This window comes from Faecalibacterium sp. Marseille-Q4896 (assembly GCF_017377615.1).
Taxonomy (GTDB): Bacteria; Bacillota; Clostridia; order Oscillospirales; family Ruminococcaceae; genus Faecalibacterium; species Faecalibacterium taiwanense.
This window is the reverse complement of the sequence record NZ_JAFREG010000003.1, coordinates 200,515-215,654: the sequence shown is the minus strand read 5'-3', so window position 1 is coordinate 215,654 and position 15,140 is coordinate 200,515. Positions and strand designations below refer to the sequence as shown.

At 61.5% G+C, this 15,140-nt stretch carries 12 protein-coding genes and 1 other RNA gene; 7 read left to right on the top strand and 6 right to left on the bottom strand.

Annotated features, from left to right (window positions below; translation table 11 throughout):
- Window positions 1-30 precede the first annotated feature (30 nt).
- Together J3348_RS07235 and J3348_RS07230 are read right to left on the bottom strand one after the other, a co-directional pair.
- On the bottom strand, window positions 31-1,398 hold the full coding sequence (locus J3348_RS07235) for a PFL family protein (RefSeq protein ID WP_242702910.1): 1,368 nt from the start codon (window positions 1,396-1,398) through the stop codon (window positions 31-33).
- An 18-nt stretch (window positions 1,399-1,416) separates the two neighbouring features.
- Entirely contained in the window at window positions 1,417-1,686 is a 270-nt protein-coding gene (locus J3348_RS07230; RefSeq protein WP_005944416.1) for an ACT domain-containing protein, read from the bottom strand.
- 232 nt (window positions 1,687-1,918) lie between these two features.
- Between J3348_RS07230 and J3348_RS07225 the strand changes: the two genes are divergently transcribed.
- Genes J3348_RS07225 through J3348_RS07210 form a run of 4 tightly spaced genes read left to right on the top strand, consistent with a single transcriptional unit; the run spans window position 1,919 to window position 4,734 of the window.
- Window positions 1,919-2,398, top strand: a complete 480-nt coding sequence (locus J3348_RS07225) for an Lrp/AsnC family transcriptional regulator (protein ID WP_005935606.1) — start codon at window positions 1,919-1,921, stop codon at window positions 2,396-2,398.
- Window positions 2,398-3,582, top strand: a complete 1,185-nt coding sequence (locus J3348_RS07220) for an aminotransferase class I/II-fold pyridoxal phosphate-dependent enzyme (RefSeq protein WP_005944411.1) — start codon at window positions 2,398-2,400, stop codon at window positions 3,580-3,582. Before J3348_RS07225 ends, J3348_RS07220 begins: the two co-directional genes overlap by 1 nt.
- Window positions 3,583-3,592: 10 nt before the next feature.
- Window positions 3,593-4,468: a 4-(cytidine 5'-diphospho)-2-C-methyl-D-erythritol kinase gene (gene ispE / locus J3348_RS07215; protein ID WP_097781615.1), complete on the top strand. Its 876-nt coding sequence runs from the start codon at window positions 3,593-3,595 to the stop codon at window positions 4,466-4,468.
- 59 nt (window positions 4,469-4,527) lie between these two features.
- Window positions 4,528-4,734: a DUF378 domain-containing protein gene (locus tag J3348_RS07210; RefSeq protein WP_143405596.1), complete on the top strand. Its 207-nt coding sequence runs from the start codon at window positions 4,528-4,530 to the stop codon at window positions 4,732-4,734.
- 197 nt (window positions 4,735-4,931) lie between these two features.
- On the opposite strand, the gene J3348_RS07205 is transcribed toward J3348_RS07210, so the two are convergent.
- The 3 genes from J3348_RS07205 to J3348_RS07195 all read right to left on the bottom strand — a co-directional run bounded on the left by J3348_RS07205 (window position 4,932) and on the right by J3348_RS07195 (window position 6,211).
- On the bottom strand, window positions 4,932-5,579 hold the full coding sequence (locus J3348_RS07205; RefSeq protein ID WP_044954019.1) for an AhpC/TSA family protein: 648 nt from the start codon (window positions 5,577-5,579) through the stop codon (window positions 4,932-4,934).
- A 93-nt stretch (window positions 5,580-5,672) separates the two neighbouring features.
- Window positions 5,673-5,877, bottom strand: a non-coding RNA gene (ssrS, locus tag J3348_RS07200) — 6S RNA.
- Between the two features lie 22 nt (window positions 5,878-5,899).
- The gene (locus tag J3348_RS07195) at window positions 5,900-6,211 is read right to left on the bottom strand and encodes a DUF1292 domain-containing protein (protein WP_097776541.1); all 312 of its coding nucleotides are present in this window, start codon (window positions 6,209-6,211) and stop codon (window positions 5,900-5,902) included.
- A 239-nt stretch (window positions 6,212-6,450) separates the two neighbouring features.
- On the opposite strand from J3348_RS07195, the gene J3348_RS07190 reads away from it, so the two are divergent.
- Complete coding sequence (locus J3348_RS07190) at window positions 6,451-7,194, top strand: peptidylprolyl isomerase (protein WP_242702909.1); 744 nt, start codon at window positions 6,451-6,453, stop codon at window positions 7,192-7,194.
- A gap of 230 nt (window positions 7,195-7,424) precedes the next feature.
- Here J3348_RS07190 and ruvX read toward each other — a convergent pair whose 3' ends face one another.
- Window positions 7,425-7,856, bottom strand: a complete 432-nt coding sequence (gene ruvX, locus J3348_RS07185) for a Holliday junction resolvase RuvX (protein WP_044954016.1) — start codon at window positions 7,854-7,856, stop codon at window positions 7,425-7,427.
- A 141-nt stretch (window positions 7,857-7,997) separates the two neighbouring features.
- Here ruvX and J3348_RS07180 point away from each other — a divergent pair, with 141 nt between their 5' ends.
- Window positions 7,998-11,354, top strand: coding sequence for a PD-(D/E)XK nuclease family protein (locus J3348_RS07180; protein ID WP_207698653.1), 3,357 nt, complete (start codon window positions 7,998-8,000; stop codon window positions 11,352-11,354).
- The gene (locus tag J3348_RS07175; RefSeq protein ID WP_207698652.1) at window positions 11,351-15,073 is read left to right on the top strand and encodes a UvrD-helicase domain-containing protein; all 3,723 of its coding nucleotides are present in this window, start codon (window positions 11,351-11,353) and stop codon (window positions 15,071-15,073) included. The genes J3348_RS07180 and J3348_RS07175 overlap by 4 nt, the downstream gene beginning before the upstream one ends.
- Window positions 15,074-15,140 lie beyond the last annotated feature (67 nt).

Below are 15,140 nucleotides of genomic sequence, written 5' to 3'. Positions count from 1 at the left end.
GGATGGGCCTGTTGGAGTAGATTTATTCTCTTAGTTCTTCAGCGACTGCATGGGGGCAGGCAGGCGGCCGCCGCGGTTGATGAACACGGACGGGTCGTGCTGGTTCACGGCCATGATGGGGCCATAGCCCAGCAGACCGCCAAAGTCCAGCACCTCGCCAGCCTTGCGGCCAATGGCGGGAATGACGCGCACGGCGGTGGTCTTGCTGTTCACCATGCCGATGGCGGCTTCGTCAGCGATCAGGGCGCTGATGACGGCCGGGGTGGTGTCGCCCGGGATGATGACCATATCGATGCCCACCGAGCAGACGGCGGTCATGGCTTCCAGCTTTTCAATGGTCAGGCAGTCGATCTCGGCGGCGTGGATCATGCCGGCGTCCTCGCTGACCGGGATGAAGGCACCGGACAGACCGCCCACGTGGTTGGAGGCCATCACGCCGCCCTTCTTCACGGCATCGTTCAGCAGGGCGAGGCAGGCGGTGGTGCCGCAGCAGCCGCAGGTCTCAAGGCCCATCTCTTCCAGAATGTTGGCCACACTGTCGCCGATGGCGGGGGTAGGTGCCAGCGAAAGATTGATGATGCCGGCGGGCACACCCAGTGCCTGAGAAGCCAGATTGGCCACCAGCTGGCCCACGCGGGTGATCTTGAAGGCGGTGCGCTTGACCAGCTCTGCCACCTCGTCGATGGGGGCATCCTTGGGCAGGCGGGCCAGTGCAGCGCGCACAGCGCCGGGGCCGGAAACGCCCACGTGGATCTCACAGTCCGGCTCGCCGGGGCCGTGGAATGCACCGGCCATGAAGGGATTGTCCTCCGGTGCGTTGCAGAACACCACCAGCTTTGCGGCACCGATGCACTGACGATCAGCCGTCAGCTCACTGGCCTTCTTGACGGCCTCGCCCATGAGCTTGACGGCGTCCATATTCAGTCCTGCCTTGGTGGCACCGATGTTCACCGAGCTGCACACGATATCGGTCTCGGCCAGTGCGCGGGGAATGGACTCGATCAGGCGGCGGTCACCGGCAGAAAAGCCCTTGTGCACCAGAGCACTGTAGCCGCCCACAAAGTTTACACCCACCTTTTTACCGGCGGCGTCCAAGGTCTTTGCAAAGTCCACGGGGTCGGCATCCGGGCAGGCACCCAGCAGCATGGCGATGGGTGTGACACTGATGCGTTTGTTGATGATGGGAATACCGTACTCGGCACTGATATGCTCCACCGTGGGCACAAGGTTTGCGGCCTTGGTGGTGATCTTGTTATAGATGTTCTCGCACGCCTTCTTCGGGTCTGGGTCGATGCAGTCCAGCAGGCTGATGCCCATGGTGACGGTGCGCACGTCCAGATTGTCCTGAGTGAACATCTCGATGGTCTCGAGGATGTCACCGGTATTAAACATACTCATAGCTGTGTACTCCCTCCATCAGATGGTGTGCATGGCATCAAAAACTTCCTGACGGGTAACATTGATCTGCATGCCCATCTCGGCAGCCAGCGCGTCGGTGCGCTTGTGCAGCTCTTCGTGGCTCACATTGCAGTTGCTGATATCCACCAGCATGATCATGGCGAACATGCCCTGCAGGATGCTCTGAGTCACGTCCTCGATATTGATGTTCAGTTCGGTGCACAGACCAGCGACCTTGGCAACAACGCCCACGGTATCGTGACCAATGACGGTAATGAATGCTTTCATCGTTTCCACCCTCGTTTTCCTTTTGATGAACGGTGCCGCAAGCGTTCCGGCACACTCTTACTCTTCCAGTATAGCAGATTTGGCAAAATTTGAACACACTTTTTGTAAAAAAGAACAGACACGAGGGGAAAAAGACATTCTATCCCCAAAATTGGGTGCAATCTTTTACAGCTTGTGCTATACTTATAAATAATTTATTTCCCGATTACGGGCTGAGAAGGAGCAAAATACTATGGAACAGCTTTTGAAGATCCTGGAAGACAATGCGCGGCTGCCCATTGAGGATATCGCCACGATGCTGAATAAATCCCCCGCCGAGGTGGCGGCCATGATCGATCTGGCCCGGGCGCAGGGCATCATCAAGGGCTACAAGACCCTTGTGGACTGGGAAAAGGCTGGTGTGAACCGTGTGGAGGCCGTCATCGAGCTGAACGTCAGCCCCAAGAAGAGCCGCGGCTTTGACGAGATCGCAGCCACCATTGCCGCCTTTGACGAGGTGGAGAGCGTGCTGCTAATGAGCGGCGGCTACGACCTGCAGCTGGTGATCAAGGGCCAGACCTTCCAGGAGATCGCCCTGTTCGTGGCAAAGCGCCTGTCTCCGCTGGACGATGTGCTGTCCACCGCCACCCATTTTGTGCTGCGCACCTATAAAAAGGAGGGCCGCCTGTATCAGGACGAAGAAATCGATGAAAGAGAGTGCACGGTGCTGTGATGGACTACGATAAACTGATCGCGCCTGCCGCTGAGGCCATGCGCCCCTCCGGCATCCGCAAATTTTTCGATTTGGCTGCCGAAATGCCCGAGTGCATCAGTCTGGGCGTGGGCGAGCCGGACTTCAAAACGCCATGGGCCGTGCGCGAAGCCGGCATCGAGAGTCTGGAGCATGGCCGCACCCGCTACACCTCCAACGCAGGCCTGAAGGAGCTGCGCGCCGAGGTGGCAAAGTATCTGGAGCGCCGCATGGGCCTGCACTACGACCCGCTGCACGAGGTGCTCATCACGGTGGGCGGCAGCGAAGCCATTGATATGTGCATCCGCACGCTGGTGCAGCCCGGGGACGAGGTCATCATCCCGGAGCCCTGCTTTGTGTGCTACGAGCCCATCACCACCCTGTCCGGCGGTGTGCCGGTGCATGTGGCTTGCCGTCAGGAGGACGAGTTCCGCCTGCGTGCCGATGCGCTGAAAGCAGCCATCACCCCCAAGACAAAGCTGCTCATCATGCCGTTCCCCAACAACCCCACCGGTGCGGTGATGGAGCGCGAGGATCTGGAAGCTGTAGCTGAGGTGCTGCGCGGTACCAACATCATGGTGCTCTCCGACGAAATTTATGCAGAGCTGAACTATGGCCTGCGGCCTCATGTTTCCATTGCCACCCTGCCCGGCATGGCCGAGCGCACCATCGTGGTGAACGGCTTCTCCAAGACTTACGCCATGACCGGCTGGCGTCTGGGCTATGCCTGCGGCCCGGCACCCATCATCCGGATCATGACCAAGATCCACCAGAGTGCTATCATGAGTGCCCCCACCACCAGCCAGTACGCCGCCATCACTGCTCTGAAGGAGTGCGACGGCGAGATCGACCGCATGCGCGACGAGTACAATATGCGCCGCCGCCTTGTGGTGAAGTCCTTTAACGATATGGGCCTGACCTGCTTTGAGCCGCGCGGCGCGTTCTACGCCTTCCCCTGCATCAAGAGCACGGGCATGAGCAGTCAGGATTTCTGCACGAAGCTGCTGGAACAGAAGCATGTGGCCATCATCCCCGGCGACGCCTTTGGCGCTTCCGGCGAAGGCTATGCCCGCATTTCCTACGCCTACAGCGTGGAGCATCTGAAGGAAGCGCTCCGGCGCATCCGGGAATTCCTGCAGGAAAACGGTATCTATCACGGCATCTGAGGAGGAACAAATGGCAAGGCTGAACTGCGTGACCGTTCTGGCCCCCGCAAAGCTCAATCTGGCGCTGGACGTGGTGGGCCTTCTGCCGAGCGGCTACCATGATCTGGACATGACCATGCAGGCCATCACCCTGTACGAGCGGGTGGTGCTGCGCCGCAGCCCCTACCTGAACCTGCGTCTGCCGGGCAGTCTGGTGGCCCCCAATAACAAAAACACTGCCATCAAGGCAGCGCTGGCCTTTTTTGATTACACCGGCCTTCTGGCGGGCGTGGACATCACCATCTATAAAAATACCCCGGTGCGGGCGGGCATGGCGGGCGGCAGTGCCGATGCTGCCGCTGTTCTGGTGGGCATGAACGAGCTGTACGGTGCGCACCTTTCCATGAGTGAGCTGTGCGCGCTGGGCGCAAAGATCGGTGCGGATGTGCCCTTTGCCCTGATGGGCGGCACCTGCCGGGTGCAGGGTGTGGGCGATTTTCTCAAGGCGCTGCCGCCGGTGCCGGAGTGCTGGTTCACGGTGGTGATGCCGGACTACGGCGTTTCCACCCCGGAGGCCTTTGCGGCCTATGACCGGGTGGGCAGCAGCATCCACCCGGACTGCGGAGCGCAGGAAGCCGCTATCCGTGCCGGAGATCTGGATGCCCTTTGCGCCGCCGCCGGCAATGCGCTGGAAGAGTGCAGCGGAGCAAAGGATACCGGGGCCATCAAGGCCCTGCTGCGGGAGCATGGCGCTGTCACCGCCCTGATGACCGGCAGCGGTGCGGCGGTGTTCGGCGTATTCCGGGACGAAGGGGCCGCACGGGCTGCTGCACAGGCCGCAAAGCGGCGCTGGAAGCAGGTGTACGTGGCGCAGCCTGACCGCGGCGGCGCACGGGTGAGCCGATAAAAATGCATAGACCTCCTTCCCACGGGGCATACTGCCCGCAAAGGAAGGAGGTCTTTTTTGTGCAGACCTTTTATAAAATCTGCCTGATCTTAATGATCGTGGGCGGCATCAACTGGGGCCTTGTGGGGCTGTTCCAGTTCGATTTTGTGGGCTGGCTGCTGGGCGGCAGCGCATCCATCTGGTCGCGCATCGTGTTCACGCTGGTGGGCATTGCAGCCCTGTGCGGCATCCCGGGGCTGTTTTCGGACGATAGTTCTGAAAATTGAAAGCGGCCTCGCCCTCTCAGGCGCTGACGCGCCAGCTCCCCCAAAGTGGGAGCCTTTGGCAGTCAGTGCGGACTTCATCGTTATGCCAAGGCCTCTCCCTTTGGGAGAGGTGGATTTGCGAAGCAAAGACGGAGAGGGCGAGCTCGCTAAAACAAAAGCACCTGCGGTTGATTCTGCAGGTGCTTTTGCTTGTTGACTCAATTACTGCTTCCGTCAAGATCATCCCAGCCTACCAGATCCGGCAGGGTGAGCGTCTCGTCGGAGCAGTGGGGGTGTGCACGCCGCTGGTCCTCGGCCATGGTGCGCACCACCTCGCGGGTGATCTCGCGGATGGCGGCGCAGTCCTCCGGCAGGTCGGTCTGGCTGCGGCCGGAGTGGGTAAACAGGATCTTACCCATGTGGCCCACTACCAGCGTCAGCGGCAGCTGCTGTGGAGCATTGCTGTTGTAGCGGTAGCCCTGCTCTTTGGCCGCTTTGTAGATGCGCTGGGCCGCAAAGCTCCAGCTCAGGATGCCGCGGGCCTGTTCTACGCCAAGGTAGCCGTACAGCACCCCCGGCGCGTCGCAGATGAGGGTGAAGGGAAACTCGGCCCCCTGCGTGGCCTTTGCCACCATGCGGGGCGAGGAACGCACCACGCAGGCCAGCCGCACGCCGCGCAGTCTGGGCAGGGTCTGCAGGTAGCGGGTCAGATATTCCCGGGTGACAGGGTGGTCAAAGGCAGGCAGGAAGATCATGACCAGAGGGTGCTCCCCTTCGCACAGCTTGTAAAAATCATTGCCCGGTGTGGTGGGGGTATCAAAGGTGAAACGGGGGATGGAGGTGCCCACCAGATGTTCTGACTTCATGCCGCAATGCACATCCTTTCAAGATAATAAAAAAATCCACACACTGCATCTCTGCAGAAAGTGCAGAGGACAGCGGTGGATGGATTGCTATAAAAAGATCCCGCCCGGTCGTCTGCGGTCAATCAAACCTACCCTTACGGACAGGTGGGTGCCCTGTCTCCGGGTTCGCGCTTCCTCATCGAGCCTTCATGGTCGCCCCATGACGGGGAGGTCTGCAATCCACCGGGGAACTCCAGGCTCCCGTTGAATGATTAGTAGGATCATATAAACCGCAACAAATCGAGCCGGGCAGGAAGTTTTGCCGGGTAATTTATCTGGAATTATTCTTCGATGTCGTACTCGTCGCTCAGGCGCTCTTCAAACAGCTTGCCCAGCTCCAGCAGCAGCTCGTCGTCGTCCACGACATCCAGATACTCGCCTTCATCGTCTTCGCCGACGCTCAGGATGACCAGCTGAGCGTTCTCAGCCTCTTCCTCGGTCTCAGCGTATTCCACAGCAGCCAGATAATGCACGCCCTTGTAGTCCAGTGCATCGATCACCTCAAATGTGATCTCGTTGCCGTCCTCATCCTCCAGGGTCATCAGGTCGGGCTGATCTTCTTCGGTATTAGGGTTCTTGATTTCGTCAGACATAGATATTGTCTCCTGTATCGTGTCATAAAACGGGCTGTTTGTGCGCCGCCCGCTTGGCCTGCATATAGTGTAGCGTTTTTTTGCCTGCTCGTCAAGATGCTTTTTCGCACAGAAATTGTGCGGCAAATTTTCACGCATTTGCTCTCGCACTCTGCGGCAGAATATGATATACTATCCTCTGAATCTTCTGTGCACGGTGTGTCGTGCAGGTTACTATAGAGTATGGAGCGTGGGCGGAAATGATGCATAAAAAAAGATGGGCGACGTTTGTGCTGGCAGCGGCGCTGGTGCTGACGGGCTGCAGTGCCGGGAGCTTTCTGCACTTTGGCAAAGGCAGCGGCGGCAGTACAGCCCAGAAAATCGACCGCCCGGCAGTGGAATCGGCAGAGCTGCAGTTTGCCCACCCTGCGGCGGGGGACACCATTGCGGTGTTCGATACTTCGGCAGGCGTGTTCAAGGCGGTGCTTTTCCCGGACAAGGCCCCGCAGGCCTATGATAACTTTGCAGGCCTTGTGCAGGCAGGCTACTACAACGGCCTGACCTTCTCCCGCGTGGAGAGCGGCTTTGTGGTGGAAGCCGGGCAGGGGGCCGACGGCAGGGGCAACACCATCTGGAACGGCAGCCGCTACCCGGCTGAGACCACCGACAGCCTGCACCATTATTCCGGTGCCCTGTGCATGGGCACGGATGCTTCCGGCGAGTGCGCCAGCGTTTTTTACGTGATGCAGACGCTGCCGGGAGACCAGTCGGTGACGCAGGAGCTTGTGGACCAGATGAACAGCGCCGGCTACCGCGCGGAGGTGGTTTCGGCCTATCAGACCGCCGGCGGCGCGCCTTATCTTGACTACACCGATACCGTGCTGGGGCAGGTGTACGAGGGCATGGACGTGGTGGATGCCATCGGCCAGACCGCCGTGGACGAAAACCAGAAGCCCTGTGAGGACATCACCATCAACAGCGTGAGCATCGAGACATATCAGTGAACCAAAAGGCACCCGCAGCGTTCAAAACTGCGGGTGCTTTTTTATAACTCCTTCAGTCGCCTGCGGCGACAGCTCCCTCAAAGAGGGAGCCCTTGGCAGTGCGGCAAAGTTTTCCTTTTCGCCAGAGCCTCCCTCAATGAGAAAGACTTCCCCCGGCCGGGGGAAGATGTCACGCAAGTGACAAAAAGGGGAGCAGTGGCATCGCGCCAGCGATGACGGAAGGAGTTGAATCAGATCTCCCCCGGGTGCTCCTTCCGCCACGCCAGATAGTCATCCAGAATGACCGTGGCGCTCACAGAGTCCAGAATTTCCTTGCGCTTTGTGCCAAAGGTGCCGCTTTCGTCCAGAATGTCGGCGGCGGCGCAGGTGGTCTGGCGCTCGTCCCACATGCGCACCGGCAGGCCGCTCCAGATCTCGACCGTCTTTGCCAGCTTGCGGCTCTTGATGGCGCGTTCGCCCTCGGTACCATCCATGTTCAGCGGCAGGCCGATCACGATCAGCTCGGCTCCGATCTCCTTGGCCACTTCGCACACCCGTGCCGCCACCTTGTTGCGGGCTTTCAGGGTGATCTGCGGTGTGATGGCCGTTGTAAGGAACTCGGTGCGGTCACAGGTGGCAAGGCCGGTGCGGCTGTCGCCGTAATCAACAGCTAAAATTTTCATACAGGCTTCCTCTCTTGTGTGGAAAAGTTTGTCGGTTCAAGTGTACCACAGCTGCAGGCTAAAGGGTAGATAATAACACTTTTTTTGAGAGGATTTTCGTGTTACAATAAACACAGATCGTTTTCAAGGAGGAAGTGCCCCATGCTCAAACTGGTTTTAGGCGGCTCCGGCAGCGGCAAGACCACCCTGCTCTATTCCCGCATCAAGGCCCGGGCCGAACAGGGCCGGCGCAGCATCCTTCTGGTGCCGGAACAGTTCACTTCCAGCACGGAGGGCCGCATCTACCGGGAGCTGGGCGATGCTCTTTCCGGCATGGTGGAAAGCTTTTCCTTTACCAGTCTGGCCGAGCGCATCCTCTCTGCCGAGGGCGGCGCGGCGGTGCAGACCCTTTCGGACGCGGGCCGCGCCGTGCTGGTGCGCCGCGCGCTGGAAGAGCTACAGGATCATGTGCATTACTACTACCGCCACCGCCGCAGTGCGGCCTTCTGCCAGATGGCGGCCCAGACCATCGACGAGCTGAAAAGTGCCGGCCTTTCCGGCGCACAGCTGGCAGAGCTTGCGCCGGACTGCGGGCCGGAAAGCGGCAAGCTGAGCGAGCTGGCACTGATTTTTCAGGGGTACGAAACGCTGCTGGCGGGCACCGGCATGGACCCCGCCGACCGGCTGGAGCTGGCGGCTGACCGGCTGGAAGCCGCTCTTGCCCGGGGCGAACTGCCGGACTTTCTGCGGGAGCGGGAAGTGTTCATTGACGAGTTCGATACCTTCAACGCACCCAAAAAGCGGCTGATGGGCGCGATGCTGGCGGCGCTGCCCACCGTCACGGTGGCCCTGTGCGACGACGGTGCGCCCATGGTGCCGGGGGATATGGGGCTTTTTTCCGGCGCAAAGCAGGTGGCCGCACAGCTGCGGCAGCTGGCCCGCAAAAACGGTGCTGATGCGGCAGTGCCGGAGCTGCTGCGCCGCGACCTGCGCCATAAGGATGCGCCCGGCCTTGCGGCTGTGACAGAGCTTTTGGAGACTGGCACCTGTGAGGTGCCGCCCGCTGCGCCGGAGGTGCGGCTGTTTGCCGCTGCCAGCCGGGAAGAGGAAGCCCGCTGCACCGCTGCGGCCATCCGCCGCCTGATGCGGCAGGGCGTGCGCTGCGGCAAAATGGCCGTGGTCTGCCGCAATATTCCGGATTACCGTGCGGCCATCCGGTACGAGTTCCGCATGGCAGATATCCCGCTTTACTGCGATGAACCCACCACCCCGGAGTTCAGCGCTCCGGCTACGGCGGTGCGTGCACTGCTGGCACTGCTGCGCGGTGCGGATATGACCGAAAACCTGACCATTCTTGCCAAGACCGGCCTGTGCGCTCTGGCCGAGCCGCAGGTCTGCGCGCTGGAAAACTATGCCTATACCTGGTCACCCAATGCGGCGGCATGGCGCACAAAATTTGAGAAAAGCCCCAAGGGCTTCGGCGAAAATGAACTGTCCGATGAGGATGCAAAAACGCTGGAGGATGCCGAGACTGCCCGCCAGCTGCTGGTAACAGCCGTGGACGAACTGCGCAGCAAGGTGCGGGGCGGCAGCGCCGAACAGATCAGCCGGGAACTGTATTTCTGCCTGAAAAAGCTGGGTGCAGAAGAGCAGCAGGCAGCGCTGGTGGAAGCCGTCCGCACTGCCCGGGGCATCCCGGCAGCAGAGGAAGCGGCCCGCGAGTGGAACGTGGTGATGCAGTTGCTCAATGAGATGGCCCACCTGCTGGGCGGGCAGGGTGTGACCTTTGCAGAATATGAGGACCTGTTCAGCCTGCTGCTGCGCTCTTCGGACCTTGGGCACATCCCGCAGACGCTGGATGCCGTGGTGCTGGCAAGCGCGGGCAAAATGCGTCTGGACGCGCCGGACTATGTGTTCGTGCTGGGCCTTGCGGAGGGCGAATTTCCCTGTGCACCGTCCGAGACGGGCCTTCTGACCCACGCCGACCGCGATGTTCTGATGGCAAAGCAGATCGATCTGCCGGACTGCTTTGAGAACCGCGTGGTGCGCGAGCAGGTGTGCGTTTACAAAGCCCTCACCGCACCGGCAAAGGGGTTGTGGCTCAGCTGGCCCAAGGGGCAGGGCAAGACCCTGTGCGCAGCGCTGGAACCCATCGTGGAGGCCCTGCACCCGGCGGCACCGGAGCTGGAGCTTCCCGACCTTGCAGCCACCCCCGCCGATGCACTGGATACGCTGGGCGGCTGGCCGCTGACCGACACGGAACGCGCCAGCCTGACTGAGGCGCTGCGTCTGCCGCAGACGGATGCGCCCCGGGGCCTTGCTCTGCTGCGCCGCATGGAGGAGGACCCGCCCCGGCAGGTGAACGACCTGTCCGCGTTGAGCGGCCTGCTGGGGCAGCGGCTGCGCATCTCGCCCAGCCAGCTGGAAAAATACTATACCTGCCGTTACGGCTATTTTTTGCAGTATGTGCTGGGCCTGAAGCCCCGCAGACGGGCCGAGCTTTCTGCCGACCAGAGCGGCACCCTGATGCACTGGGTGCTGCAGATGGCGCTGGACCCGCACCCGGATGCGGATAATCCCTGCGCCGGGCTGGCCCCATTTCTGGAGCTGGACGATGATGCCATGGCAGAGCTTGCCAGCCTGCTGGTGGATAAATATGCAAAGCGTTATCTGCCGGAGGATACGGCCCGGTTCGCCTATCTGCTCTCGCGGCTCAAAAAAAGCATGACAAGCCTTTTGTGCTACCTGCGGGACGAACAGAAGCAGTCCTGCTTCCACCCGGCAGCCTGTGAGCTGCGCATCGGCTCCGGGGAGGATGCCGTGCCCGGGCAGGTGTATCATCTCTCGGACGGGCGCACCGTGCAGCTGGTGGGCACGGTGGACCGTGCCGACGAGTGGGTGGAGGAAGACGGCACCCGCTGGGTGCGGGTGGTGGACTATAAGACCGGCACCAAAAAACTGAACCTGAAAGAGGTATACTGCGGGCTGGACTGCCAGATGCTTTTGTATCTGTTCAGCCTGACGCGGGATAAGAGCGGCCGCTTTACCGGTGCGGAACCGGCAGGCGTGCTGTATCTGCTGGCAGACCCGGCCCCCAAGACCACCAACCGCCAGCAGGCACAGCAGGACGTGCAGTACGAGCTGGACGGCCTTGTGAGGGACGAGCAGAAGGTGTTCGATGCCATGGATGCGGATGAGACGGGCCGCTACCTGCCCTTTGGCTACCGCAACGGTGCACCCAGCCCCAGCCAGAAGGATAAGCGTGCCGATATTGCAAAGCTCAACCGCATCCAGCTGCATCTGGATGATCTTGTCACCCAGATGGGCCAGCAGCTTTACGATGGGCAGATCGCTGCAGAACCGCTGGTGGCCGGGGCGGGCAGGAACCCCTGCGTCTGGTGCGACTACAGCTTTATCTGCTGCCACGAGACCGGCATCGGCGAGCGGGCACTGGAAGCCCCGGCCAAACCCTTTGAGCCGGAAGAGACTGAGAACGAGAAGGAAGGTGAGCAGGCATGAGTGAACCCAAATGGACTCCGGCCCAGCGCGCTGCTATTGAGGACCGGGGTGGTGCGCTGCTGGTGAGCGCAGCGGCGGGCAGCGGAAAAACAGCCGTGCTGACCGAACGCGCCGTGCGGCTCATCACCGATCCGGACCACCCGGTGGATGCGGACAAACTGCTCATCGTCACCTTTACCAATGCGGCGGCGGCAGAGCTGCGGGCACGCATCGGGCAGGCACTGCTGCGGCTCAGCCAGCAGCAGCCCCACAACACGAGCCTGCGCCGCCAGCGGATGCTTTTGCAGCGCGCACCCATCTGCACCATTGACGCGTTCTGTCTGGACCTGCTGCACAAGCACTTTCAGGCACTGGACATCCCGCCGGATTTTGCCCCGGCAGATCCCGGCAGCGTGGAGGTGCTGCGGGCTTCGGCGCTGGCCGAAACGCTGGAAAATGCCTACCGCGACCCGGACTTCTGTGCCTTTGCAGACCTTTACGGAAAGGGCCGCACCGATCAGGCCGCAGGCAATACCATCCTGCATGTGTACGATTTTCTGCGCGCTCTGCCGGACTACGACCGCAGGCTGGACGAATATCTGACACCATGGCAGCGGGAAAACGGCTTTGCTTTTACCTGCTGGCATGATCTGCTGCTGGCGGAAGCGGCCCGCTGCGCAAAGGCCGCGCGGGAACTGCTGACGGCAGCGCTGGCAGACTGTAAGGAAGATTTTGTCCTTGCACAGGCACAGGCCGAGGAAAAAGGCAAGACCGCTGCGTCCAAGGCAAAGGCCGTGGCCGGTGTCAACGATAAATTTGCAGAGCCGCTCTCCCGGCTGGAAAGCGCCGCCGCCCTGCTGGGCGAGGTGGAACGGCTGGCTGCGGCAGGGCAGTGGACACCGCTGTACGATAAGCTGACACCCTATGTGCTGGGCATGGAGGAGATGCCCGGCTTCAAGGGCATGAAAAAACGGCTGACCGGCGATCATAAGGCGGCGGTCAGGACCCGCGCAGACGAAGCCGCCAAGCTGTTTGAGCACATTACAGAGCTTGTCTCCTGCAGCGAGGAGGAAGCCGAAGCGGACCGCAGAGCGGCCCTGCCCCGGCTGCGGGCGCTGTTTGCCGCCGTGCGGGATTTTGATGCCCGCTTCTCGGCAAAGAAAAAGGAGCGCAAGCTGCTGGAATTCAGCGATTTTGAGCATCAGGCCCTGCGGCTGCTGCGCACACCGGATGGCGTGTGCACCCCGCTGTGCCAGAGCATCCGGCAGAACTATGCCGCTGTGATGGTGGACGAATATCAGGACACGAACGCTTTGCAGGATGCCATTTACCGCTGCCTTGCTTCCCCGGCGGGGGATGACCTGTTCCTTGTGGGCGACCTGAAGCAGAGCATCTACCGCTTCCGTCAGGCCGACCCAAGCATCTTCCGGACGAAGCTGGATGTCTGGGCCCCTCTGCCCGGCGGCACGGCACGGCCCCGCCCGGCAGAGGGAACGCCGGGCAACGATGCTCTGCTGGCGCTGGATGCGAACTTCCGCTCCGCCCCGCAGGTGGTGGCAGGCATCAACTTTATCTTTGAACAGCTCATGACCCCCCAGCTGGGCGATACGGCTTACGGCGACGGCCAGCGGCTGGTGTGCGGTGCACCCGGCGAATACGCCGGCAGCGTGGAAGCGCACTTCCTGCCCGACGACACCGCTGAGACCGACGCGGCGTGGATCGCCCAGCGCGTTGAAGAACTGGTGAAAAACGGCGAACCAGTGCGGGACGGCAGCTCCACCCGCCCGGTGCAGTACGAGGATTGCTGCATCCTGCTGGCGGCGCGCGGCGACTTCCTCGCTTATGAGGAAGCGCTCACGGCCCGGGGCATCCCGGTGTATGCGGATGCGCGCGAAAACTTGATGGAAGCAGCGCACATCCGGCCGCTGATCTCGCTTTTGAAGGTCATCGACAACCCGGCGCAGGATATCTACCTTGCCGCCGCCATGCTGGGGCCGATGTTCGGCTTTACGGACGACGACCTTGTACGCCTGCGTGCCCAGAGCGCCGCAATGCAGAAAAAGGCGCAGGAGGAACAGGGCGCGAAGGAAACGGGCAAAAGGGCTTCCCGCATGAGTCTGTACGGCGCAGTGCTGCAGGTGGTGCAGAATGGTGATGAAACTCCGTTTACCCGAAAGGTGAAAGACTTTTATGACCGACTCACCGCACTGCGGCGCATGGCCCGCAGTGCCCCGGCAGAACAGCTGCTGGAAGAGATCTTTGTCTCCACCGGCTATCTTGCTGCGCTGGGCGTACTGGAAAACGGTGCGCACCGCCGGGAAGATGCCCGGCGCTTTGCGGCTTTCTGCGCACAGACCGGTGCAAACGGCATCTCGGCGCTGGTGCGTGCCATCGACGCGGCGGCGCAGGCCGGTTCTACCGGGCAGGACACTGTGCCCGGCGGTGCGCGGCCTGGCTGTGTGACCATTATGACCATCCATCGCTCCAAGGGTCTGCAGTTCCCGGTGGTGTTCGTGGGCGACACGGCCCGGCACTTCAACCTGAGTGACACTTACCAGCCGGTGCTGCTGCATCGGGAATACGGCGCGGGCCTGCGCCTGCGCCCGGAACAGGGCGAGAGCATGTACAAGACTGCAGCCTACGCAGCCCTTGCCAGCGTCCATGCGCAGGAAACGCGCAGCGAGCAGATGCGCCTTTTATATGTGGCGCTCACCCGTGCACAGGATAAGCTGATCCTCACGGTGCCGCTGGGCATGACCAAGACCGGCAATCCCTTTGCCAAGGCGGCAGCATTCCTTGCTGCGGGCGCGGGAGAAACGCTGAACCAGCAGGCGGGCAGCTTTGCCGACTGGCTGCGTGCAGCGCTGCTGGTGCATCCCTTCGGCGGGCCGCTGCGGCGGCTGGCAGGAGATCTGGAACTGCCCTTTGTGTTTACGGAAAGCGAGATCATGGTCACGGTGCAGGAAGCTCAGCCGGAGCCGGAAACACCGGAACAGGAACCGGAAGCGGCAGAGCCTGTCCCGGCAGACCCGGCATTGGTGGCTCAGCTGCAGGAGGGCTTTGCATGGCGATATCCGGCGGCAAAACTGGCCGCGGTGCCCGCCAAGGTCAGCGTGACCAGCATCGTGCACAAGGCCGAGCAGACCACGCTGGAACGGCCTGCTTTCCTCTCCAAAGACGGCCTGACCGCCGCCGAGATGGGCACGGCTCTGCACGCTTTTCTGGAACATGCGGACTTTGCCTCCCTTGCTGCTGCCAAAGCGGCGGGCACGCTGGAGGAAGCCATCCTTGCAGAGCGCCAGCGGCAGGTGGACACCCAGCTGGTGGCCCCGGAAATTGCGGAAAAACTCAATGCAGGCCGCATCCGCCGCTTTGCCGAGAGCGAAGCCTTTGCAAAGATCTGCGCAGCCGAAAAGGTGCTGCGGGAGCTGGCCTTCATCACGGCGCTGCCCGCGTCGGCCGTGCTGACGGCACAGGGAGCTTCCGCGCAGGAAGCCGCTGCCGTGCAGGATGAGCAGGTGCTGGTGCAGGGCATTGCAGACCTTGTGCTGGTGTTTCCGGATCATCTGGAACTGCTGGATTACAAGACCGACCGCCGCAAGACCGAAGCGGACTTCCTGAGCGCCTACCGCCCGCAGCTGAACCTCTATGCCCTTGCCATCGATAAGCGCTTTGCACCGAAGAAGGTAACGTATAAGGGCATCTACTCGCTGGAGCTGGGGAGGCTGATCGAGGTGTAAACTCCTTCCGTCATCGCTGCGCGATGTCACTGCTCCCCTTTTTGTCACTTGCGTGACATCTTCCCCC